This window comes from Thermosynechococcus sp. QKsg1 (assembly GCF_031586415.1).
GTDB lineage: Bacteria > Cyanobacteriota > Cyanobacteriia > Thermosynechococcales > Thermosynechococcaceae > Thermosynechococcus.
On record NZ_CP134200.1, the window covers coordinates 2,601,120 to 2,621,001 of the forward strand.

At 53.9% G+C, this 19,882-nt stretch carries 17 protein-coding genes and 1 pseudogene; 7 read left to right on the plus strand and 11 right to left on the minus strand.

Annotation, left to right across the window (positions count from 1 at the left end; genetic code table 11):
* Positions 1-903: a CbiQ family ECF transporter T component gene (locus RHP47_RS12750; protein WP_310840655.1), complete on the plus strand. Its 903-nt coding sequence runs from the start codon at positions 1-3 to the stop codon at positions 901-903.
* A complete protein-coding gene (locus RHP47_RS12755) occupies positions 801-2,276 on the plus strand; it encodes an anthranilate synthase component I (RefSeq protein ID WP_399381633.1) in 1,476 nt (491 codons plus the stop codon). Before RHP47_RS12750 ends, RHP47_RS12755 begins: the two co-directional genes overlap by 103 nt.
* Here the strand turns inward: RHP47_RS12755 and RHP47_RS12760 are convergent.
* Genes RHP47_RS12760 through RHP47_RS12770 form a run of 3 tightly spaced genes read right to left on the minus strand, consistent with a single transcriptional unit; the run spans position 2,273 to position 4,674 of the window.
* A complete protein-coding gene (locus RHP47_RS12760; RefSeq protein WP_310840657.1) occupies positions 2,273-2,749 on the minus strand; it encodes a DUF3122 domain-containing protein in 477 nt (158 codons plus the stop codon). The two genes, RHP47_RS12755 and RHP47_RS12760, sit on opposite strands and share 4 nt — an antisense overlap.
* Positions 2,750-2,761: 12 nt before the next feature.
* Positions 2,762-3,337 carry a DUF3365 domain-containing protein gene (locus RHP47_RS12765; protein WP_286625999.1) on the minus strand — a complete coding sequence of 192 codons (576 nt, stop codon included), beginning with the start codon at positions 3,335-3,337 and terminating at the stop codon, positions 2,762-2,764.
* A 38-nt stretch (positions 3,338-3,375) separates the two neighbouring features.
* On the minus strand, positions 3,376-4,674 hold the full coding sequence (locus RHP47_RS12770) for an FAD-dependent oxidoreductase (protein ID WP_310840658.1): 1,299 nt from the start codon (positions 4,672-4,674) through the stop codon (positions 3,376-3,378).
* Between the two features lie 178 nt (positions 4,675-4,852).
* Between RHP47_RS12770 and RHP47_RS12775 the strand changes: the two genes are divergently transcribed.
* The gene (locus tag RHP47_RS12775; RefSeq protein WP_149821863.1) at positions 4,853-5,290 is read left to right on the plus strand and encodes a single-stranded DNA-binding protein; all 438 of its coding nucleotides are present in this window, start codon (positions 4,853-4,855) and stop codon (positions 5,288-5,290) included.
* A 244-nt stretch (positions 5,291-5,534) separates the two neighbouring features.
* Here the strand turns inward: RHP47_RS12775 and RHP47_RS12780 are convergent, their stop codons facing one another.
* The gene (locus RHP47_RS12780; protein ID WP_310840660.1) at positions 5,535-5,822 is read right to left on the minus strand and encodes an endonuclease domain-containing protein; all 288 of its coding nucleotides are present in this window, start codon (positions 5,820-5,822) and stop codon (positions 5,535-5,537) included.
* A 131-nt stretch (positions 5,823-5,953) separates the two neighbouring features.
* Here RHP47_RS12780 and RHP47_RS12785 point away from each other — a divergent pair.
* Positions 5,954-6,572 (plus strand): annotated as a pseudogene (locus tag RHP47_RS12785) (transposase).
* A gap of 89 nt (positions 6,573-6,661) precedes the next feature.
* Here the strand turns inward: RHP47_RS12785 and RHP47_RS12790 are convergent.
* From RHP47_RS12790 to RHP47_RS12815, 6 genes are all read right to left on the minus strand, one after another.
* Positions 6,662-7,159 carry a chemotaxis protein CheW gene (locus tag RHP47_RS12790; RefSeq protein WP_149821472.1) on the minus strand — a complete coding sequence of 166 codons (498 nt, stop codon included), beginning with the start codon at positions 7,157-7,159 and terminating at the stop codon, positions 6,662-6,664.
* The gene (locus tag RHP47_RS12795) at positions 7,152-9,929 is read right to left on the minus strand and encodes a hybrid sensor histidine kinase/response regulator (protein WP_310840662.1); all 2,778 of its coding nucleotides are present in this window, start codon (positions 9,927-9,929) and stop codon (positions 7,152-7,154) included. The genes RHP47_RS12790 and RHP47_RS12795 overlap by 8 nt, the downstream gene beginning before the upstream one ends.
* Before the next feature lie 2 nt (positions 9,930-9,931).
* Positions 9,932-12,745 (minus strand): methyl-accepting chemotaxis protein, encoded by a 2,814-nt coding sequence (locus RHP47_RS12800; RefSeq protein WP_310840663.1) that lies wholly within the window; start codon positions 12,743-12,745, stop codon positions 9,932-9,934.
* A gap of 33 nt (positions 12,746-12,778) precedes the next feature.
* Complete coding sequence (locus RHP47_RS12805) at positions 12,779-13,321, minus strand: chemotaxis protein CheW (protein WP_310840664.1); 543 nt, start codon at positions 13,319-13,321, stop codon at positions 12,779-12,781.
* A 2-nt stretch (positions 13,322-13,323) separates the two neighbouring features.
* Positions 13,324-13,686, minus strand: a complete 363-nt coding sequence (locus tag RHP47_RS12810; RefSeq protein ID WP_149821479.1) for a PleD family two-component system response regulator — start codon at positions 13,684-13,686, stop codon at positions 13,324-13,326.
* 66 nt (positions 13,687-13,752) lie between these two features.
* The gene (locus RHP47_RS12815) at positions 13,753-14,988 is read right to left on the minus strand and encodes a response regulator (RefSeq protein WP_310840665.1); all 1,236 of its coding nucleotides are present in this window, start codon (positions 14,986-14,988) and stop codon (positions 13,753-13,755) included.
* 268 nt (positions 14,989-15,256) lie between these two features.
* Here RHP47_RS12815 and RHP47_RS12820 point away from each other — a divergent pair, with 268 nt between their 5' ends.
* Both RHP47_RS12820 and RHP47_RS12825 read left to right on the plus strand, forming a co-directional pair.
* Positions 15,257-15,979, plus strand: a complete 723-nt coding sequence (locus RHP47_RS12820; RefSeq protein ID WP_310840667.1) for a hypothetical protein — start codon at positions 15,257-15,259, stop codon at positions 15,977-15,979.
* Between the two features lie 29 nt (positions 15,980-16,008).
* Positions 16,009-16,752 carry a hypothetical protein gene (locus tag RHP47_RS12825; protein ID WP_310840668.1) on the plus strand — a complete coding sequence of 248 codons (744 nt, stop codon included), beginning with the start codon at positions 16,009-16,011 and terminating at the stop codon, positions 16,750-16,752.
* Positions 16,753-16,807: 55 nt separating this feature from the next.
* On the opposite strand, the gene RHP47_RS12830 is transcribed toward RHP47_RS12825, so the two are convergent.
* Positions 16,808-18,625 (minus strand): iron uptake porin, encoded by a 1,818-nt coding sequence (locus tag RHP47_RS12830; RefSeq protein WP_310840669.1) that lies wholly within the window; start codon positions 18,623-18,625, stop codon positions 16,808-16,810.
* A gap of 312 nt (positions 18,626-18,937) precedes the next feature.
* Between RHP47_RS12830 and RHP47_RS12835 the strand changes: the two genes are divergently transcribed.
* The gene (locus RHP47_RS12835; RefSeq protein WP_286626011.1) at positions 18,938-19,873 is read left to right on the plus strand and encodes a hypothetical protein; all 936 of its coding nucleotides are present in this window, start codon (positions 18,938-18,940) and stop codon (positions 19,871-19,873) included.
* Positions 19,874-19,882 lie beyond the last annotated feature (9 nt).

Here is a 19,882-nt window from a genome sequence, read left to right on the forward strand (position 1 = left end):
ATGGATCTCCTGCGATCGCTCCCTTTGGGGCTATACCTTGAACAACCTGTGACTTGGCTGCACCGCCTTGATCCGCGGGTTAAGTTGGCATGGTTGATGACGTTTCTGTTGGCACCTATTTTGGCGGATGTCAGTTGGCGGTTGGGGCTAGTGGCCAGTTTAATTCTCCTGACCCTCCTAGGGGGGATTCCCGCACGGGTGTGGCGGCGGCAACTGCTGTGGCTCCTCTTGGTGGGGAGTTTAATTCTAGTCATCACGGCTTTGATGCCCGATGGGATGGCGGTCACCTATCAACCCCGCCGCCCTTTGGCAGCCACCGCTCCGCCCACGAGCTACAGTTATATCCTGTGGCAGTTTCGTGCCCAAGTGGGTCAGTTTCCGATTCATCTGCAAGTTTCCCAGCGATCGCTGGATTTGGGGTTACGCCTGAGTACCCTCCTGTTTACGCTCCTTTACAGTACGCATCTGTTTTTGCTCACCACTGCCCCTGAGGAAGTCACCGCTGGCTTGGAAAATCTGATGCAGCCCCTGAAACGCTTTAAGCTGCCGGTGGCCGAAATTGCCCTGACCTTGACGCTGTCGCTGCGGTTTATTCCCTTGGTCTTAGAAGAGGTGCAAAACCTGAGCCGCTCAGTGCGGACGCGTGCCATCAATTGGCGACTGGTGGGCATTAAGGGCAGCATCAAGTTGTGGCTCACCTTAGCAGTACGGCTGTTGGACAATTTACTCCTGCGGGCAGAACAGGTGGCCTGTGCGATGCAGGTGCGGGGCTTTCAAGAACCGGGAGCCTACGATAATCCCTGGCACCATCTGCGACTGCAGCGGCGAGATTGGTTGGCTCTGGGGGGCATGGGGTTATTTTGGTTGGTTCGTTTGGGTTGGTTGGGGGTGACACACCATTGATGTTCCCCTGTCAGCCGTGGCTATGGTGCTGTTTGCCGCTGCGGCGTCGCACGGGTCGCGCCGTTTTTCAGCAGTTATTTTTGGCGGAGCCGATTGCCGTCCTCCTCGAAAGTCCAGCCCAAGCCCCCACCTCCCAAGCGCGCTACTCCATTTGTGCGGGTTCCCCACGGCGCGATCGCCAGTGGCCACTCTCCTTGGGTCAAGTCCTGCCGACGCTACAAAGCTTTCCCCAATGTGAAGCGGTTCCTGAAGCGGTGCGCCATCTGCCCTTTACTGGTGGCTGGTTGGGATGGCTGGGGTATGAGTTGGCGTGGGAAATTGAAGCCCTGCCGCCTCTGAAGCCTGATCCTCTCCCTTTTCCAGTGGCCTTTTGGTATGAACCCCAAGCCTTCGCCGTCTTGGATCATCAGGAAGATCTGCTCTACTTGGCGGCTTCGACCCCTAGCCAACTGGCAGCGCTGCAAGAAGCGCTTGCGGAAACACCCCCTGAGCCATCTCTCTGGGTGCCCGATCGCCCCGGCAGCATTGAACTAGCCGCTGGCTGGCAACCCGATACCTACCAAGCAGCGGTGCAGCAGATTCTCCGCCATATTCGCGCTGGCGATATTTTTCAAGCCAATCTGTCGGCCCGCTTTTGCCATTACGGGCGCGTTGATCCTTGGCAACAATACCTGCGGCTGCAGCAGATTAACCCGTCTCCCTTTGCCAGTTTTTGGCAGACCCCTTGGGGCTACATTGTCAGTTGCTCACCGGAACGCTTGGTGCAAGTGCAGGGAGATAGGGTGCAAACCCGACCCATTGCTGGTACCCGTCCGCGCGGCCAAACCCCAGCGGGCGATCGCGCCCAGGCCGAGGAACTTCTCAGCAATACCAAGGAACAGGCAGAACACATGATGCTCGTGGATTTAGAGCGCAATGACTTGGGGCGAGTGTGCCAGTGGGGCAGTGTGGTGGTGGATGAACTCCTAACGCTGGAGTACTACAGCCATGTGATTCACTTGGTGAGCAATGTTCGCGGCACGTTGCAGCCGGGGCTGTCTCCTGTGGATGTGATCCGTGCCCTCTTTCCCGGCGGCACGATTACTGGCTGTCCCAAGGTGCGCTGCATGGCGATTTTGGCGGCTCTGGAACCCTTTCCCCGCAATTTGTTCTACGGTTCCTGTGGCTACTGGGATCAGCGGGGGCATTTGGACTTGAATATCCTCATCCGTACCTTGTTGGTGGCAGGCGATCGCCAGACGACCTGGGGACAGGTGGGCGCCGGTATTGTGGCCGACAGTGATCCACAGCGGGAATGGCAAGAATCCCTGAGCAAAGCCCAAGCCCTGCTCCTTGCCCTCGGAACACCTATGCCCATCAGCCCCCGTTCCTAGGCTCCCTCCCTCAGAGCGTGCCATTCAATTACCACAGCCGCAGGCACAGCAATCTCAATCCCCTGCTCCTCTAGGGGCGGACGCAGTACCAAAGGTTCACTCTTGGGCAATTGCGAGGCGAGGGGCAACAGGTCAAACTGTCCCACATTGGCAACGGAGTCTGCCTTGGGAAAGTCATCTACGGCTGTGAGGGTTTGACCGCTCGATGTGATCAGCACCAAGGGATCGGGATGGCGAAAGTGGTACTGCTCGGGAAACCCCACCAAGCGTAATTGCAACTGGTCACGACGGGAAAAGAGAATCACCTGCCACGTGAAGCCACGATTATCGCGCAACTGATGCCGCGACTGCACCACCACTTGATTGGGAGCCTCTTCAATGGTGCGCATCATGGCAGGGCTACTGGGGGACACCGCTAGCCACAGGGGAATGACGAGCAGGATCACAAGTAACAAACGCTGCCAACGTTTCATTGAAGTTCCTCCCTAGGGTGAGGTTTGGAGTGCCTGTTGAATTTGCGGAATCGTCACAGCGTACATGCCCCGCAGATCACCAACACGGAAGCCATAGGCGCGATCGCTGGGATATTTTTCTTGAATAAAGGCAGGCCGCCGATTTTTCGCCCCATGACAGGCAAGGCAACTGGCTTGGACATCAATGCGACGGAAGTAGTGCACCCCTGCAGCATCCGTTTGCCAAAAGGCTTGGAGTTGACGATTGTTATCAAAGCGATTGAGGGCTTGCACTTCCAGCGCTGTGCGCGGGGCATGGTTGGGGTTGCGGTACTTGAGGGCTACCTGACGCAGTTGCCAGCCATTGGCAGCAGCAATTTCCTTCGCTTTCTTGCCTACGGGGGCACAAACAGTCTTAAAGGTGTCAAGGGTGGGTTCCGTGGGACTTCCTTCTAAAGTAGAGGCAAGGCCAATGCGCATTTGATCCAACTGTTCAATGGCGGTTACGGCTTTCCCCAGTTCATCGGGATTCACATTGGCCAATGTGGCTGAGGAACTGTTGAGCCATAGACAAACCATCAACAGACCCATGAGAAAGAGGCGCGCCATAAAAATTACTCCTTGTCAGTGTTGTTAACGGTTGCATATCAAACTTTTGCGAACGGTTGCTGCTTGGAAACTAGGGGGGGGTGAAGGGGACGCACAAGGGAAAGGCCAAAGAAGAGCCGCAGTCCCCACTGTTCAAACCAAGGAACACTTAGCCCCCATCGCATTTTCAGCAGGAAGTAGCGTTCAAAGGCGGCCTTGACCCAACTCACCCACAATCCTTGAATGGCGTAGGCCAAGCGGCGCTTCTGCCCGAGGGTCTCAGGAATCACAGGAGCGGCAATATAGGCAATACCCGTGTCGCCAAAGTCGGCAAAACAGAGGGCATCGAGGGTCGGCACTACAGGGTCAGCGGCTAATTCCCCAAGGGCAACAGCAATATTGTGGCTGGCGGCGATCGCCATCTCCTCGGTCATTTGACCCGTCTTGGGCAAGCCCATAGGCACAGGGGTGACTTCTATCGGCGGCAGGTGAACACTAATACCGACCCCATAGATTTCAGGATAGTCGGGGTGCTGAAGGGTGGGCAGCAGGGGCAAAAATCCCTTTTCATTGCCAAGACCCGAGGCACGCACAAAGGCTGGCCCGCGAAAAGGTGGCAAAATCATGCTGTAGCCAAAGGGGATTACCCGTCCATCCCGCAACAAAATCCGATGCGGCTCAATGGCCGTGATCTCGGCATTCGTGATGGTTTCAATGCCCCGCTGTGCAATCAGGTCTAGGGTGAGTTGATCACTGTTGGCCAAGCCGCCAATCCCCAGATGGCCAATGTAGGGTTCAGGAGTAATGAATGTAATCTTGACGCGATCGCGCAACCGATGACGCCGCAGGGCATACTCCGCCAAAAACAGAAATTCATAGGCAGGCCCAAAGCAACTGGCTCCCGGCGCCGCACCCACAACTAAATCCTTGGGGTCTTTGAGGAATGCTTGCCATGCTCGATGGGCGGCAACTGCGTGGGCGGGGGTACACACGGAATAACTGTGAACGCCAAGGCCGGGAATCAAATCGAGGGCGAGTTCTGCCCCTGTGGCAATCACTAAATAGTCGTAGTCAAGGGTTTGCTCAGGCAAATAGACTTTCTTAGCTTTAGGGTCAATCTGCTGAACTTTGCCTTGCACCCATTGCAACCCATGGCGACGGCTCACGATCCCTAGGGGCACTTGCAGGCGTTCGAGGGAATGGTGTCCAAGGGCAACTGCCACTAGTCCCGGAATAAATGTAAAGCGATTCACATCGGAGACCAAGACCACTTGATGGCGATCGCCCAAACGGTGCCTTAATTCGTAGGCTGTGGACAACCCGCCGATGCCTGCCCCAAGGACAACCACCCGTGCCATAACCGTATCCTCTGTAAATTTATCTAATTAACTATATGATAGTATAAGAAGATACAATTGGCTACAGCCGTCTGTGCTAGGGAGAACCCCAGAGTCGCGCTGTATTGATCCTGTGGCCTTGTCGCGGCAGCCGTTGGGACTATACTGGAAAGAACACGACCTGTTGGAAGCCGATCAGATGAACAGTTGCGTCCTCTTTGCAGAAGTGATTCAAGCGCCAGAACTGCGCTACACCCAAGAAAATCAGATGGCGGTGGCCACAATGGTGGTGCAGTTTGCTAGCCTGCGCAGTGAAGAGCCACCCATGAGTTTGCGAACAGTGGCTTGGGGCAATTTGGGGCAAAAAATGCAGGCAGAATGCAAAGTGGGCGATCGCCTGATCCTCGAAGGCCGGCTAAAAATGGACACCATTGACCGCCCCGAAGGTTTCAAAGAAAAACGTGCCGAGTTGGTAGTGAGCCGCTTCTACACCGTTGACGGCAACATTGTGGATCATCCCGCCCAGCCCGCAGCAACCCCAATGGCCACACCCGCAGCCACGGCACCTATGACACCGAAAGTGGCGCCCCCACCCCCCGAACCCGAAGATATTAACCTAGATGAGGTGCCCTTCTAGGGATTGACGCTGATTCGGCTAGCGTTTAGCACGAACACATCATCTCACCCACGTCAGTTTGGGATGAGGAGAACTAGAGAGCCATGGGAGGCTTCTTAGTCTGATGGGCAGAGGTCACAAATGAGATTCACGCAGAAATTTACAGGGCAAGGATTCCCTTCGCATCCCTGTCCGTAGTCAGCCCAACTCAGACCCACCCCTAATCCCTCCCTAGAGGGGGAGTTTTGGGAGCGTTGTCCTTAATCTAGGTTGCGATCGCCTCAAGGACTGCCTCAACATTGTGGCGCACCTCTTCATCTCGAAACCGCAAGAATCGAACCCCTAAGGCTTCAAGCCTTTGCTGACGGTAGCGGTCTTGCTCTTGAGCTTCTTCGCTATCGTGGGATGAGCCATCAACTTCGATCGCTAGCTTCAGCTTTTTGCAGTAGAAGTCAACAACGTATTCATCGATAGGACGTTGGCGATCGAAATCATAGCTATTCATCTCCTTGCCCTTGAGATGCTGCCAGAGAATCACCTCCGATCGCGTCATTCTTTTTCGTATAGCCATTTCGAAAGGAGATGAGATATTTTCAAGAGGGATAGGCTATACTCAAAGCGTCATGAATGTTACTCAAGAATATGAGCTATAGCTTGGACTGACGAGAGCGGGTTGTCTCCTATATCAAGCAAGGTGGCAAAATCAGTGAAGCGACTCAAATTTTTCAGGTGAGCCGCGCCACCATCCATCGCTGGCTGAAGCGAGGCGACTTAGCCCCCACGGTTGTCCCCCGTCGTCCTTGGAAGCTGGATTGAGCGGCCTTAGCAGCGGATGTTGCTGCCCATCCCGATGACCGTTTAATCGACCGTGCCCAGCGATCGAGTGGAGTCTGAGTATGGGTGGTCAGCGCGAGGCCAACGAATTGATGGAGAGCGAGCGGGGAAGCGTCAGAAAAGAGAGAGTTGAGTCGCAGGATGGTATAGACACCAGAAAGACTTCATAGCCCCAATGTTGTTTTCAGGATATTTGAATGCGTTAGGGTTTGTGAGTTGGCTGAGTCAATACTGTTTGCCGACGTTAAAGAGACCGTCGTTGTTGATGATGGATAATGCACCGATTCATCCGAAAGAGGCGATTCAGGCAGTGGTGAAAGCGGCGGGTCACGAGGTGTTATTTTTACCGAAATACTCTCTTGATTTGAATGTGATTGAGCACGACTTCAGTGCGCTGAAGCGAGCGCGGATGTATGCAGGGTTAAACTGTTCTATGGATGAGGTGATTCGCAAGTATTGTGCTAGATGATATCTCATTCTCTATTGGAATAGCTATAAAAGTCGGTTTCATACAGCGTACTCATGGCTGGTGCGCCTCCATCTAGAAATGCAGGCAGGTTATCGCGTTTTTAGGGTGTGCAGAACCTGCTCAATATCAACGATAAAGATCGGGGGTAGCTCCTGATCTTCTTGACTACTGACCATGAGGGAACTGACGCTGTGAATACTCCCCCAGTGGAGATAGTTGCTGGGAATGGGATGAATGGCATCCCGTGGAATGCGCTCAATCACGGGGGGTTCTGTGAGGGGCAGGCCAAGCCATTCCCCTTCTAAGCGAGGCTGGAGAATGAGCAAAAATTTCAGCTTCTGGGTTTCTGAGGTTGAGAGGGGATCATCAAAGAGACAGCAGCCAATATCAATGACTAGAATTTCGTGATTCTCATAGGTGACAAGGCCAATCCCCCGCTGGTGGGGGTCGCCATGAATGGGAGGTAAAGGAATGACCCGATAGGCCTGTGCCATGGGCACGGCAAACTGCTCTTGACGCACGATAAAGGTCAGGAACTGCTCTAAAACAACGGGTTGGCTTTGGCGGCGACGGCGGCTTTTAAGCATGGCGGATCAACTGATCAAGGGTGGCCAAGAGGTCACTTTCGCGGAAGGGTTTGCTAAAGTAGGCGGCTGCCCCTAGGCGTTCTGCAAGCTGGCGATGTTTTTGACCCGTGCGGGAGGTCAGCATCATGACGGGGGTGTTTTGGCACTGGGGAATGCGGCGAATTTGAGTGAGGACGCCAAATCCATCGAGGCGGGGCATTTCAATGTCGCAGATAACAGCGTTGACGTGTAGCCCCCCTTGGAGTTTATCAATGGCTTCCTGACCATCTTTGGCCTGCTCAACCCGATAGCCGGCTTTTTCAAGGGTACTGACGAGAAAACGCCGCACGTTCACTGAATCATCAACCACAAGGACGGTGTCTTGGCTAGGGGCAACGGGGCTAGCCACAGGGGCATGAGAACTCTCTTGTTCTGACCAATCAAAGAGGGCAAGGGGATCGAGTAGGGGGACAATGCGGCCATTCCCTAAAATTGTGCAGCCACTAAAGCCTTGGGGGAGGGCTAATTCGCCTTCGACTTGGCGAATGGTGACTTCCTGCTCGCTCCAATAGCGATCGCCCCGCAGGGCAAGGGCACTGTCCCCTTGACTGATAATCATCAGGGTTGGCTCGTTAATTGTGGGTGCGCCCTCCATTTCCACAGGACGATAGGGGCGCTGAAAGTGGAAAATCTGGGTGAGGTCAATTAAAGGAATGAGATAGCCTTCCCAGTCAATTAGGGTTGAGCCAAGGGTTTCGATGGGCGGGTAGCGATCGGCCAGCACCATTTCCTCGATTTCTTCGGTGGGTACCGCCAAGAGCATGCCAGCGGCCTCCACCAAGAGCACCCGTACCACTGAGAGGGTGTAGGGAATTGTAATTATAAATCGTGTGCCTTGGCCGGGGGTACTGTGGATCTGGATGTCCCCACGAATTTGCCGCAGATTGGTGCGCACTACATCCATGCCAACACCACGCCCGGAGAGGCTGGTCACCTGTGAGGCCGTTGAAAAGCCCGGCTCAAAAATCAGTTGCCAAAGGTCGCGATCGCTCGCGGTTTCCAACCAGTCCCGGGCTAAGCCCAATCGCCGTGCCGTTTGCCGAATTTTCTCTGGATTTAGGCCTCGGCCATCATCCGCCACAGTAATGACGGTTTGGTTGCCGCGATAGGCCGCCTTTAGGGTAATGGTTCCCGCTGCGGGCTTACCAAGGGCTTGGCGTTCCTCTGCGGGTTCTATTCCGTGATCAAAGGCATTGCGGACAAGGTGCAAGAGGGGATCCGCCAACACACTCAACACCGTGCGGTCAATGAGAACGTGGCTGCCCTCAATCTCTAAGTTGACATTTTTACCATGCTCGCGACTCAATTCGCGGATTAGGCGAGGATAGCGGTTGGCCAGATCCGCAAAGGGGCGCATCCGCACTTGGGTAAACCGAGCTTGAAGTTGCTTGGCGGTGCGGTTGAGATCACGGCCAGTGCGTTCAGTGTCCTCTAGGCTCAATTCCAAATCGCTGGTGATTTCCTGTACTTGGACAATGGTTTCCATCACCTCTTGGGAGAGCAGATGCACATCGGTATAGCGATCGAACTCGAGAACATCGAAGCCATGCTGATTTTGGGGATTAAAGTGATGGGGGGCACTGACACGGTCATACTCTGCGCGCAGACGAAAGTTGGCACGCTCAAGGGCACGCACTTTTTGCTTGAGACCCACTAGCAGATCATGGAGGCGCTCCCGTTGTAAATCCAGACCATTACACTCAATGAGCAATTCCCCCATCAGATCACTCAGTTGATCCAACTGATGCCCCGGCACCCGCACGGTCATTTCCTTGGGTTCTTGGGGCTGGGGAGTTACTGGGGTGGTCTCAGCCTCTGGCGCAGGGGAAGGGGCTGCTGTAGGGGTGGGTGGGGGGGACAATAAATCACCCAAGGAGAAGGCCCCCACTTCAGCACTGGCAAAGTCCTCGACCCCTAATTCTTGATTGAGGTTGGCCAGCGATAAATCAATAATGGTTTGATCCTCGTCATCGGTTTCCGGGATTTCCAAGCGGGTGGGCAGAGCCTCCAGTTGACCAGTAATCACGAGGGCTTGACAGCGGCGCCATTGCTGCACAATGTGGGCACCCGCTTCGCTGACATCACAGTTGGGTTGCTCCAGATAGGCACTGACGGAGGCACAAAACTCAGCAAATTGAGGCAGTTCGAGCATTTGTCCGAGGCCTTCCAGTTCTTGGGCGGCGATCGCCAGCTCCTCCTTGAGGCAGGGTTGGCCGGAGGTTTGCAGAACAGTTTCCAAGCGTTGTAGGCAGGCTTCCACCTCGGTTTCAAAGAGCACCACCCGCATCTGCTGGCCATCATCACCACTGAGGAGCGCCAGATCATCCTCCGCCGTGGGATCTCCCAGCCGTCCCTGCAACTCATCCAAAATTGGCTCGACTTGGGTGCGCCACCAGCCCTCATTGGGTTCAACCCCTTGGCGATGGAGGGTAATGACTGCTTGCAGTTGATCCACTGCTTTGAGCAGGAGGTGTTGCACTTCAACATCGTCGCAGGGGCGCGATTTCAAGACCTTGAAGAAATCCTCAAGGCGATGCGCCAGTTCACTGAGGGACATAAAGCCCATCATCGCTGCCCCCCCTTTAATGGAGTGAGCTGCCCGCAGTACAGCATCAATCACCCCCGGCTGGTGGGAGAGTTCCAGTATCCCTGCTTCAATGGTTTGCAGGTAGTCCTGAGCCTCCTCGAGGAACTGGAGACGAATCGTTTCCTCAACGCCGGGTTCGGGCATGGTTATCCCTCAGCAGTCACCTTAAAGATGTTGACGGAGTTTTGGAGTTCCTGAGCAATGTCCACGGTGGCTTGCAAAGACTCAGAAATCTGCTTGGACGTAGCAGACATCCCCTCAGAGACCTTGGCAAAGTCTTTCATGAGGGTATTGACGGTGTTGGAGGTGCGGGCTTGGGAGACAGTAGCTTGGGAAATGGACTGCACCAGTTCGTCAATGTGCTGTGACACCTGCACAATTTCTTGGAGATTTTGCTTGGTTACCTCCACAAGGCGGGTGCCTTCAACCACCTGAGCCGTACCCGTTTCCATGGCACTCACCACCTCATGAGTTTCCTGCTGAATTGTTTCTACGATTTGCTCAATTTCGCGGGTGGCCGCTGCCGATCGCGCCGCTAGTTCACCCACCTCTTCGGCAACCACAGCAAAGCCGCGGCCTTCTTCACCGGCACGGGCAGCCTCAATACTGGCATTGATGGCCAAGAGGTTGGTTTGTAGGGCAATCTGGTTAATCAGCGAAATAACCTTGGAAATCTGTTGCGAGGATTCGCCCAAGCGTTTCACCTTTTTGGCGGTTTCGGCCACGGTTTCCCGCAGGTGGAGAATGCTATCAACGGTGGCATCCATGGTTTCACCACCGGTCACGGCTCGCTCTGAAGCTTTGCGAGCCACTTCTGCCGCTTCGTTGGCGCTGTTGGCCACGGATTCAATGGAGGTGGACATCGCCTCAACCGCTTCCAGCATCCGCTTCACCTTCTTGGCTTGCCGCAGCGATTCTTCTGCTAACTCTGTCATGGCTGTCTCATCCGCCAAGAGGGCGGTGTTCACTTTTTCTGTGGTGGCTTTCACTTGGACAACCACGTCCCGCAGACTCTCAATGAGGGAGTTGAAGATGTCGGCAACGGTACCAATTTCATCGGCGGTGATGTCGGCCCGTACCGTCAGATCCCCTTGGGAGGCCGCCTCGACTTCGGTGAGCAGGTTAATCAACTGCATTTGAATGCGTTCCGTACGCTGCTGTTGCTCTTGGGCAAGGCGTTCTGCTTCTTTTTGGGCAGCGGTGGTCTGCTCAAGGAATTTGCTGCGCTCAAGCACCAGTCCGGCTTGGTTGGCCAACTGGAGGAAAGCATCAATTTCGGGCTGCTGCCACTGACGCGGCTCACTGCACTGGTGGGCAATTAAAAGCGCGACCAGTTTTTTCTCCACCAACACGGGAACGACTAAGTTGGCTCGCACCTTCAGGGGAGCAAGTTGTTTGAGGTGGCACTCCGTCAGACCAGCATTGAGAATGTCTGCTGTGGCTTGCACGCGCCCTTTGGTGTAGGCATCAACCCAATTTTGACGGAAGCAGGGATCGTCAATCACCTGTTCGAGGGCTTGGGGCCAGCCGACGGCTACAGACTCGGCAACGACTTTGCCGACATAGTTCTCGTCAAATTCATAGAAGATCACGCGATCGCACCCCAAAAGATGGCGCCCCTCATTGACCAGATTATCGAGAATTTGCTGGCGATCGCTCTGCTGGGTCAAACGAAAGACACTATCACGTAACTGTTGGGCGCGTTGGGCAGCCAGTCGAGCTTCTATCAGGGATTGTTCCAACTGTTCTGCCATCTGGTTAATCGTGCGGCTGAGGGTTGCCAGTTCATCATCCCCCTCCACCGGCAGACGGGTTTGGAGATCCCCTTCACCAATTTTCGTCACCGCCTTGGTGGCTCGCAGCAGGGGTTGAATCCCGCGATCGCTGAGGTAGATGGCGATCGCCCCCGCCACAATTGCCGTCACCACCACCCCCGAAAGGAGTGTCCATGTCAGGTTTCGTAGGGGTTTAAGGGCATAGTCTTGGTCGGTGCCGAGGACAATGGAGGCAAAGGGTTGGGAAACAGTGGTGTAGCTGAGAATTTGGGACTCGCCATCAGAGCGGCGCCGTTCTGTCAGCGTACTTGCTGAGGTATTGTCCCTAGACTGAGCCAGTTTGGGAAAGACTTCCTCTAGGGGTTTACCCTGCAATGCTGGAATAGAGGCAGCAAAGATCGTTCCCCCCGGCTCTACGAGGTAAAAACTCTCCTGCTGAGTGCGATCATAGGTTTTCAGAAATTGCTGAATACTGCTTTTGGGTACCCGCAACCGCAGCACCGCTATAATTTGCTGGTTTTGAGGATTAATCAGCGGTACCGCTAAAAACATCCCCAAGGGGCGTTCTGGCAGTGACAGCGTTGGCTCAACGGTTAAAACCGCGCCCCGCGTTTGGATCGCGAGCTTAAAGTACTCTTGATTTTGGAGAATATTGTTGGCGAGACGATTTCCCGCTGAGGATTGAGCAATAACCGTTCCTTGGCCATTGTTGGCAATGATCGCGGCGCTGTCGTAGGCCACGTAAGCATCAAGGAACTGATCGAGAACGGCTTGCAGTTGGGCGCGATCGCGCTGCTGAATTTCACTGCTATAACGATTATTCAAAACCGAAGCCAAGACGCGCGCATCCCCTCGGCGATCGCGCAGATAGTTATCAAATTGGAGCGCAGCGCTACTGGCTTCCTGCTGCTGGAGCTGCAAGACCTGCTCCATCAGTTGTTGACGCGCCACTTCATTTGCCGCCAAGCCCACACCAATCATCGGCAGTGTTGCAAGGGCAACGGCACTGGTAATCAGTTTCGGACGTAAGCCCCAAAATTTGCGGGGTGGGGGGGGTGGGGATGCAGGTTGCTCAGGGGATTTGCCGTTGGTTGTGGCTTTTTTCTCCTCTAGGGGAGGGAGTTGGTAGTTCAATACCGACGGTGGCAAAGGAGGAATATCAAGGGAGGGTTTGGCAGTGGTCATTGTTGGCACATCCTAACAGCATTAACAGCAGTGCTATCCGACATCAACAGCAAGAACACTTGCGCAAGACCTTTCGGCGATCGCTGCCCCATCAAGGATAAAGAACAACTCCTCTCCTAAGCGACAACAGCCTTTGAGGTAGGGAACCAGCGCCGCGCTCACTGTACCCACAGGCGATTGAATGGCTCCCTCGGGAAGACGGACGATCCCCCGTACCTCCTTGAGCGCCAATCCTAGGTATCCCTTGGGGGTGTGCAGCAACGCGATCGTCAACACCGAAATATCCGCATCCAGTGGCTCCAAGTTGAGCAAGTGGGCTAAATCCAGTACCCAAACAATGCGGTTACGAAAGTTCAGCAGTCCCATCACCACTGCGGCCATATTGGGAATCACCGTGAGCTGTTGCGGTGGGATCACCAACACCTGCTGAATCTCAGTCATCGGCAGCAATGCCGTGAATTGGTCGTGGATAACCAAACGCAAATAGGGCGCCCCTTGGGGGCGATCGCGTAGCGTACTCTTTGGGTAATCGCCCCGCCCTTCACCATGATTCAACCAAGGTGCTGCCCCAAGCATCGCTACACCACCACCGACTTCAGTGCCCGCAGTAGATCCTCACGGCTGAAGGGCTTCGTGACATAGGCATCTGCCCCCTGCTTCATTGCCCAAAGGCGGTCTAGCTCTTGGTTTTTCGACGTGCAGACAACAATGGGGAGCTTTTCTGTTTCCGGATTTTTCTTGAGACTGCGGCAGAGTTCAAAGCCGCTCATCCCTGGCATCACCACATCCGTCACCACCACATCGGGCTTGTACTGCGTGACTTTTTCTAGAGCCTCCTTGGCATCGGTGGCCGCAATGACGGTATAGCCAGAGTCCTTAAGAAACGAGGTAATCAGTGCCATTTCCGAGGGGGTATCTTCCACCACTAAAACCGTCGTCATGTCATCTCCCAAATGTCAATTCAAATAATCGATTACTGTCAATATACTGCCCACAGGTTGCCTGTACTACGTCAAGTACTGAAACACCATTTTGAGAAGTTCCGCCTGAGTAAAGGGCTTGGTCATATAGTCCGTCGCTCCCACGAGGCGGGCTTTAGCGCGGTCAATGAGACCCGTGTTACCCGTCACCATAATGATCGGCACTGACTTAAAGCGTTCATGGTTGCGAATGACTTTACAAAACTTATAACCATCAATGTTGGGCATCCCCACGTCCAGCAGGATCAGATCTGGATTGAGGCGCATCACCTCCATCAGGGCTTTTACAGAATCATTGAGGGCAATGACTTCAAAGGCATCATCCGCCAAAAACCGCTTAATTTCATTGAGCATGGTCGGACTATCGTCAATGCAGATGATCCGATAAATACGGTTTGGCACTTTTGAGGTAAAAAAGCCACTGCCCAAATCGCCACTCTCCTCTGTAACGGTAGGCGTGGTTTCCTGCCACAAACTGGCATCAAAACTGGGCAGCAAATCAAAGGGGTGTTGCGGCTCACGAACGACTACGGCTCCTTTATCAATCAAGGGTAAGAGGCTACGCACCAAGGCAATTTCATTTTGGTTCATGAGCACGGCCAAGTGGCGGAAGCTAAACCCCCGCAACATCGACCCCAAGCGTTGCTGCTGCTCTGGGGTTAAATTGACTTGCGCACCACTAAAGAAGTAGGGGCGCTGAAAAGGCGAGACAATTTTGTGGCCAAGGCTGAGCCACTGCTGAATTCGGGATTTGCACTGCTGAATCAGTCGGGTGGCGTCAAAGCGGCTGACAATTGGCACTTCAACATAGGGCACAAGTTGATGGTGACCGCTCTTGAGATATAAAAACGACTCTAGGACTTCAACGATTAGCCCCTCGACTAGGCGGCTGAAGTGCTCTGGGGTAATGATGTCTTGAGTAAGCAACCAGCGCAGACTCTCATATTCATAGATCGGGGTGGGGGTGTTGGCCTGTTCCCATTGCTGTCGGACTTGGGCACGTAACTCGCGATCGAGGGCAGGAACACTTTGGCTGAGTTGCCGCAAATGGCGCTCAAAGCGATCGCCCGGTTCAATCGTGTGGGTAGCATAGACAATACTTCCCTGATCAAAGTAGAGAAACCACTGCTGCCCTTGAACGCTCACCCTGAAGCAACCTGTGCCTCCTGAAGTGCTGAGTTGCTGGAGTAATCGTTCTGGCTGAAGCGTTTCTGTAAACTGTGGTGTTCCCCCGCCACTAAAACCGCGATCTGATGTCATCATATTTAGCCTCCGAGCTGCTACCCCCACCGAAGTTTCGTCCTACTCCGGCAGCAACCAGCGATATTTGACAATAAAACCAATTGAGATATGGAGCTATCCTTAAGTAAGAGGTGTGCTTAAGAATACCGATGTGTTGATTATATTAAGCAGTGTTGGGGAAAAGATGAAAGAAAACTTCAGAAAAGTTAATGACTTTTACAAAGGATAGTAAAGCAGACCCGTTGTCTCAAAAATAATGATGCCTCTCCTCTCTGAACCATAATTATCTATGACCTCTGCACTTGAAGAAAAGCTACGGACGGCATTCTCACCAGAACAAGCGCACCTACTGGCGGAAGTGATCCGTGAGGCCTATGACGACTTGGTGAAGGCCAAAGACTTTAACGAACTAAAGGCGATTGTCGCGGATCTGGCGCAAGCCCAGAAGCGCACGGAAGAACGGGTGGATCAACTGACTCTCACTGTTGCAGAACTCGCTCAAGCGCAGAAGCGGACGGAAGAACGGGTAGAAGAACTGGCGGCAGCTCAGAAACGAACAGAGGAACGAGTGGATCAACTGGCGGCAGCCCAAGAGCGCACCGAGAGAGCGGTCAAACAACTCGCACGCCAAGTCGGCGGCCTTAGTGAAGCCTTGGGTGGGTCGCTGGAAGACCTCGCCCTTGAGGTGGTGCCAGAGATTCTGGAATATCGCTGGGGCATGGAAATTGAGTTCTGTGACCGCGACACCCTCCCCCTGGGCAATGGGGAGTATGAATTTGATTTAGTGATTCGGGGTCAGGTGGCAGGGCGACCAATCTTGGTACTCGGGGAAGTGAAAAGCAACATCACCGAATCAGAGGTGGAGCGATTTTTGAATCTTGTCGCTCAGGTGGAAGCGCCCGAGGAGATTCGCCCCCTCTTTTTTGGCTATCGCGTTGAGCGTGCAGCTAAAGCGTTGATTCGCGATCGCGACGCGGTAATGGTCACCACCCGCGGCAAGTACTTTCCCTAGAATGGGAATATGGCTAATCAGCACTAGCAATGACCTCTGCACTCGAAGAAAAACTACGGACAGCGTTCTCGCCAGAACAGGCGCACCTACTGGCGGAAGTGATCCGTGAGGCCTATGACGACTTGGTGAAGGCCAAAGACTTTAACGAACTAAAGGCGATTGTCGCGGATCTGGCGCAAGCCCAGAAGCGCACGGAAGAACGGGTCGATCAACTGACTGTCACTGTTGCAGAACTGGCCGAAGCCCAGAAGCGCACCGAAGAACGGGTCGATCAACTGACTGTCACTGTTGCAGAACTCGCTGAAGCACAAAAGCGCACCGAAGAACGAGTAGATCAACTGGCGGCAGCCCAAGAGCGCACCGAGAGAGCAGTGAAACAACTTGCACGCCAAGTCGGCGGCCTTAGTGAAGCCCTGGGTGGGTCGCTGGAAGACCTTGCCCTTGAGGTGGTGCCCGAGATTCTGGAATATCGCTGGGGCATGGAAATTGAGTTCTGTGACCGCGACACCCTCCCCCTGGGCAATGGGGAGTATGAATTTGATTTAGTGATTCGGGGTCAGGTGGCAGGGCGACCAGTATTGGTCCTCGGGGAAGTGAAAAGCAACATCACCGAATCAGAGGTGGAGCGATTTTTAAATCTTGTCGCTCAGGTGGAAGCGCCTGAGGAGATTCGTCCCCTCTTTTTTGGCTATCGCGTTGAGCGGGCAGCTAAAGCGTTGATTCGCGATCGCGACGCGGTAATGATCACCACCCGCGGTAAATACTTCCCGTAAAAAAATCCCCCTCCACAGGGGAGAGGGATCTAGGGTGAGGGCAAATTCACCCGCTCTAGAACGTGAAGGTGGTACGAATCACGCCTTGCAGAATCGGCTGACCAGAAATAACCCCACCACCATTAGTATTGTTGGGGTTGATAATCGCTGTGAAGATAGGCGTGATGCTGATGTTGTCACTGATGGGGAATTTGTAAAAGGCCTCAATGTTGACCTGATTGGCATTGTTAATGAAACCAAAACTAGGTGCACTGTTGATAAACGGCGCACCCGCCGCTGCCGCCAGTACTGAACCTGGCACCAGCAAGTCCTTGTAGCCAATACCCGCCATAAAGTTATAGGCCATCATGCCAGCGGCAGGGACACCAAAAATAGAAAACGGTAGGGGCGAAACATTGGGGAAGTAGCCATTGGGAATCCCTGCTACCCCTGCACGGCCAAAGATGCCCAAGCGACCCAGATTGAGCTCAAAGTTGATGCCCCCCGCTTGCGCCTCAATGCCATAGGTTTTGGAGTAGGTACCCTGCAGCTTCACCACATAACTGTTGCGACCATTGCCAAAGGTGTTGGCATACTCCAACTCCAAGGAAGCTTGGTAGGGATCACCCGCAAACCCACCCCCCGGACTTGGAGGGGCAATGCCAGTAGCAGCTCGTCCTGGCTCTGCCGCAAGATACAATGCCCGCACAGTAAAAGGACCTTCATTGGGGTTCCACTGGATAGCAACCCCTGCACCCCCTAGGTAGTTCATGGCGTAGGGCACAATGAAGGGGTTGTTGAGGAAGAAGTAAGTACCAAAGTCACTGGTAGGAGAGTTCGCCCAGCTATTGGTGTCAATGATGTCGCTCGGATAGAACCGTGTCCCTGCAGTAATGGTGATATCTTGGGTGGGCTTAAACGTATAGGCTAAGCGGTATAGCTCCACATTCGGACCAAAGTTCGACCAGTAGTACTGGCTGGGGCTAAAGTAGGGCAGCGGCCCCGCTGCATTATTAAATGTATTGCCAGGTCCGAGGGTCGAGTTTATTTGCAAACCCAGACCATAGGTGCTAATGGCATCGCGACCGCCATTGCCCGTAGACAGCGTGGTTTGCAGCAAGTCAGTGCCGGTAAAGCTGGTATTCAGGTTCAGCAGAACGGCAGAAATAACCGTCGGATTTGGACGTCCGGAGGCAAGTGAAATAAAGTTGCCGCCGCCAAGATTAATATTGTTACCTGGGTTAGCAGGATCGGGACCAGGACGCACGGAGCGGAAAAGGCTACTACTACTTTGGCGACCACCGTACTGCACCGACATCACCGCCGTACCCGTGAGCTTGGTCGTTGTCGAGAACTGGGTGGCTTCAAGGGCAGCGGTGCGGGCTTCGAGGTTGTCCACACGACCGCGCAGGGTGGCGAGTTCAGCAGCAAACTCATCCATGAGTCTCTGAAGAGTGGCGAGGTCTTCTTTGGTGGCAAAGCGATCGCTAATCACATCGAGGCAGGCGTTCAATGCTGCTGCCATTTCATAACGGGTGGCGGCACGGTTGCCCCGGAAGGTGCCATCGGGATAACCCGCGATACAGCCATACTTTTCAACCAAGGAGGCGAGGGCTTGGTAGGCCCAGTCGGTGGGACGCACGTCAGACAGTTGCGAGACAGAGGTCACCTGCCCCATGGATTCTTCGTTGGCCAGAAGCTGATTAACAGAGGTAATGGTGCTAGAAGCGTCTGCAATGGTGTTGGGAGCAAGTGCTTCAGAAACTTGGAGATTTTGTGGTTCAGCAGCAATTAGGTTTTCGAAGTTGGCGGGTTCATTGGCGGTAGCAATGTTAGCCCCTGCAACCACACCCAGTAGGCTTAAGCTACCTGCTAACAGGTACGTCTTTTTCACGATGTTACTCCTCACTCACGAGCGTCTGGGTCCGGCAGAGCGATCAATTCATTCTGCTGTCCCCTAGTACTTAGCTTACACAATATGGCTTAAATGTGTTGCAAGCTGATTATGCAAGTTCTGATAGATTCTAAGTGCTTTCCCTTGGATTTGTCAAATAGGTTGTTGTGATTTGTTGACACTGAAATTTCATCTGTCTCGCCATCATGGTAGGAGTGTGCCCAAGGAGCCTTCCTGATAGAGGTCGCGGCAACTAGAGAAGCCCTGTCCGGTCGGTACAATAGAAAGTACAGCCAAGATTTCATAGATGCAATGACCTCTGTCCTTGAAGAAAAGCTGCGGGCGGCGTTTCCTCCCGAACAAGCGCATCTGCTTGCAGAAGTCATCCATGAAGCCTACAACGATTTGGTGAAAGCAAGAGACTTCAATGAGCTGAAGTCCATCGTAGGCGAATTAGCTCAAGCCCAAAAACGCACTGAGGAGCAAGTTGAAGAACTTGCCCAAGCCCAAAAACGCACTGAAGAACGAGTTGAAGAACTCGCCCAAGCTCAAAAACGCACTGAAGAACGAGTTGAAGAACTCGCCCAAGCCCAAAAACGCACTGAGGAACGGGTTGAAGAACTCGCCCAAGCCCAAAAACGCACTGAGGAACGGGTTGAAGAACTCGCCCAAGCCCAAAAACGCACTGAAGAACGGGTTGAAGAACTTGCCCAAGCCCAAAAACGCACTGAAGAACGAGTTGAAGAACTTGCCCAAGCTCAAAAACGCACTGAAGAACGAGTGGATCAGCTAGCTGTTGCTGTTGCAGAACTGGCGGAAGCGCAAAAGCACACCGAACGAGCCGTCAAACAACTTGCACGCCAAGTGGGCGGCCTCAGTGAAGCCCTGGGTGGGTCGCTGGAAGACCTCGCCCTTGAGGTGGTGCCAGAGATTCTGGAATATCGCTGGGGCATAGAAATCGAATTTTGTGAGCGGGATACCCTACCCCTACGCAACGGCAGTTATGAGTTTGACTTGGTCATCCGGGGTCAAGTTCATGGAGAGCCGATTCTAGTGCTGGGGGAAGTCAAAAGCAATATCACCGAATCTGAGGTGGAGCGGTTTTTGAATCTGGTCGCTCAAGTGGAAGCGACTGAGGAAATTCGCCCTCTGTTTTTTGGCTATCGCGTTGAGCGGGCAGCCAAGGCGTTGATTCGCGATCGCGGTGCGGTAATGGTCACCACAAGGGGCAAATACTTTCCTGAGTGAATGAAGTAC

What these genes read in the sequence shown, in the direction of transcription:
- RHP47_RS12750 (WP_310840655.1), top strand. Translation starts at nt 1, where the DNA reads ATGGATCTCCTGCGATCGCTCCCTTTGGGGCTATACCTTGAACAACCT.
- RHP47_RS12760 (WP_310840657.1), bottom strand. Translation starts at nt 2,749, where the DNA reads ATGAAACGTTGGCAGCGTTTGTTACTTGTGATCCTGCTCGTCATTCCC.
- RHP47_RS12765 (WP_286625999.1), bottom strand. Translation starts at nt 3,337, where the DNA reads ATGGCGCGCCTCTTTCTCATGGGTCTGTTGATGGTTTGTCTATGGCTC.
- RHP47_RS12770 (WP_310840658.1), bottom strand. Translation starts at nt 4,674, where the DNA reads ATGGCACGGGTGGTTGTCCTTGGGGCAGGCATCGGCGGGTTGTCCACA.
- RHP47_RS12775 (WP_149821863.1), top strand. Translation starts at nt 4,853, where the DNA reads ATGAACAGTTGCGTCCTCTTTGCAGAAGTGATTCAAGCGCCAGAACTG.
- RHP47_RS12780 (WP_310840660.1), bottom strand. Translation starts at nt 5,822, where the DNA reads ATGACGCGATCGGAGGTGATTCTCTGGCAGCATCTCAAGGGCAAGGAG.
- RHP47_RS12790 (WP_149821472.1), bottom strand. Translation starts at nt 7,159, where the DNA reads ATGCTTAAAAGCCGCCGTCGCCGCCAAAGCCAACCCGTTGTTTTAGAG.
- RHP47_RS12795 (WP_310840662.1), bottom strand. Translation starts at nt 9,929, where the DNA reads ATGCCCGAACCCGGCGTTGAGGAAACGATTCGTCTCCAGTTCCTCGAG.
- RHP47_RS12800 (WP_310840663.1), bottom strand. Translation starts at nt 12,745, where the DNA reads ATGACCACTGCCAAACCCTCCCTTGATATTCCTCCTTTGCCACCGTCG.
- RHP47_RS12805 (WP_310840664.1), bottom strand. Translation starts at nt 13,321, where the DNA reads ATGCTTGGGGCAGCACCTTGGTTGAATCATGGTGAAGGGCGGGGCGAT.
- RHP47_RS12810 (WP_149821479.1), bottom strand. Translation starts at nt 13,686, where the DNA reads ATGACGACGGTTTTAGTGGTGGAAGATACCCCCTCGGAAATGGCACTG.
- RHP47_RS12815 (WP_310840665.1), bottom strand. Translation starts at nt 14,988, where the DNA reads ATGATGACATCAGATCGCGGTTTTAGTGGCGGGGGAACACCACAGTTT.
- RHP47_RS12820 (WP_310840667.1), top strand. Translation starts at nt 15,257, where the DNA reads ATGACCTCTGCACTTGAAGAAAAGCTACGGACGGCATTCTCACCAGAA.
- RHP47_RS12825 (WP_310840668.1), top strand. Translation starts at nt 16,009, where the DNA reads ATGACCTCTGCACTCGAAGAAAAACTACGGACAGCGTTCTCGCCAGAA.
- RHP47_RS12835 (WP_286626011.1), top strand. Translation starts at nt 18,938, where the DNA reads ATGACCTCTGTCCTTGAAGAAAAGCTGCGGGCGGCGTTTCCTCCCGAA.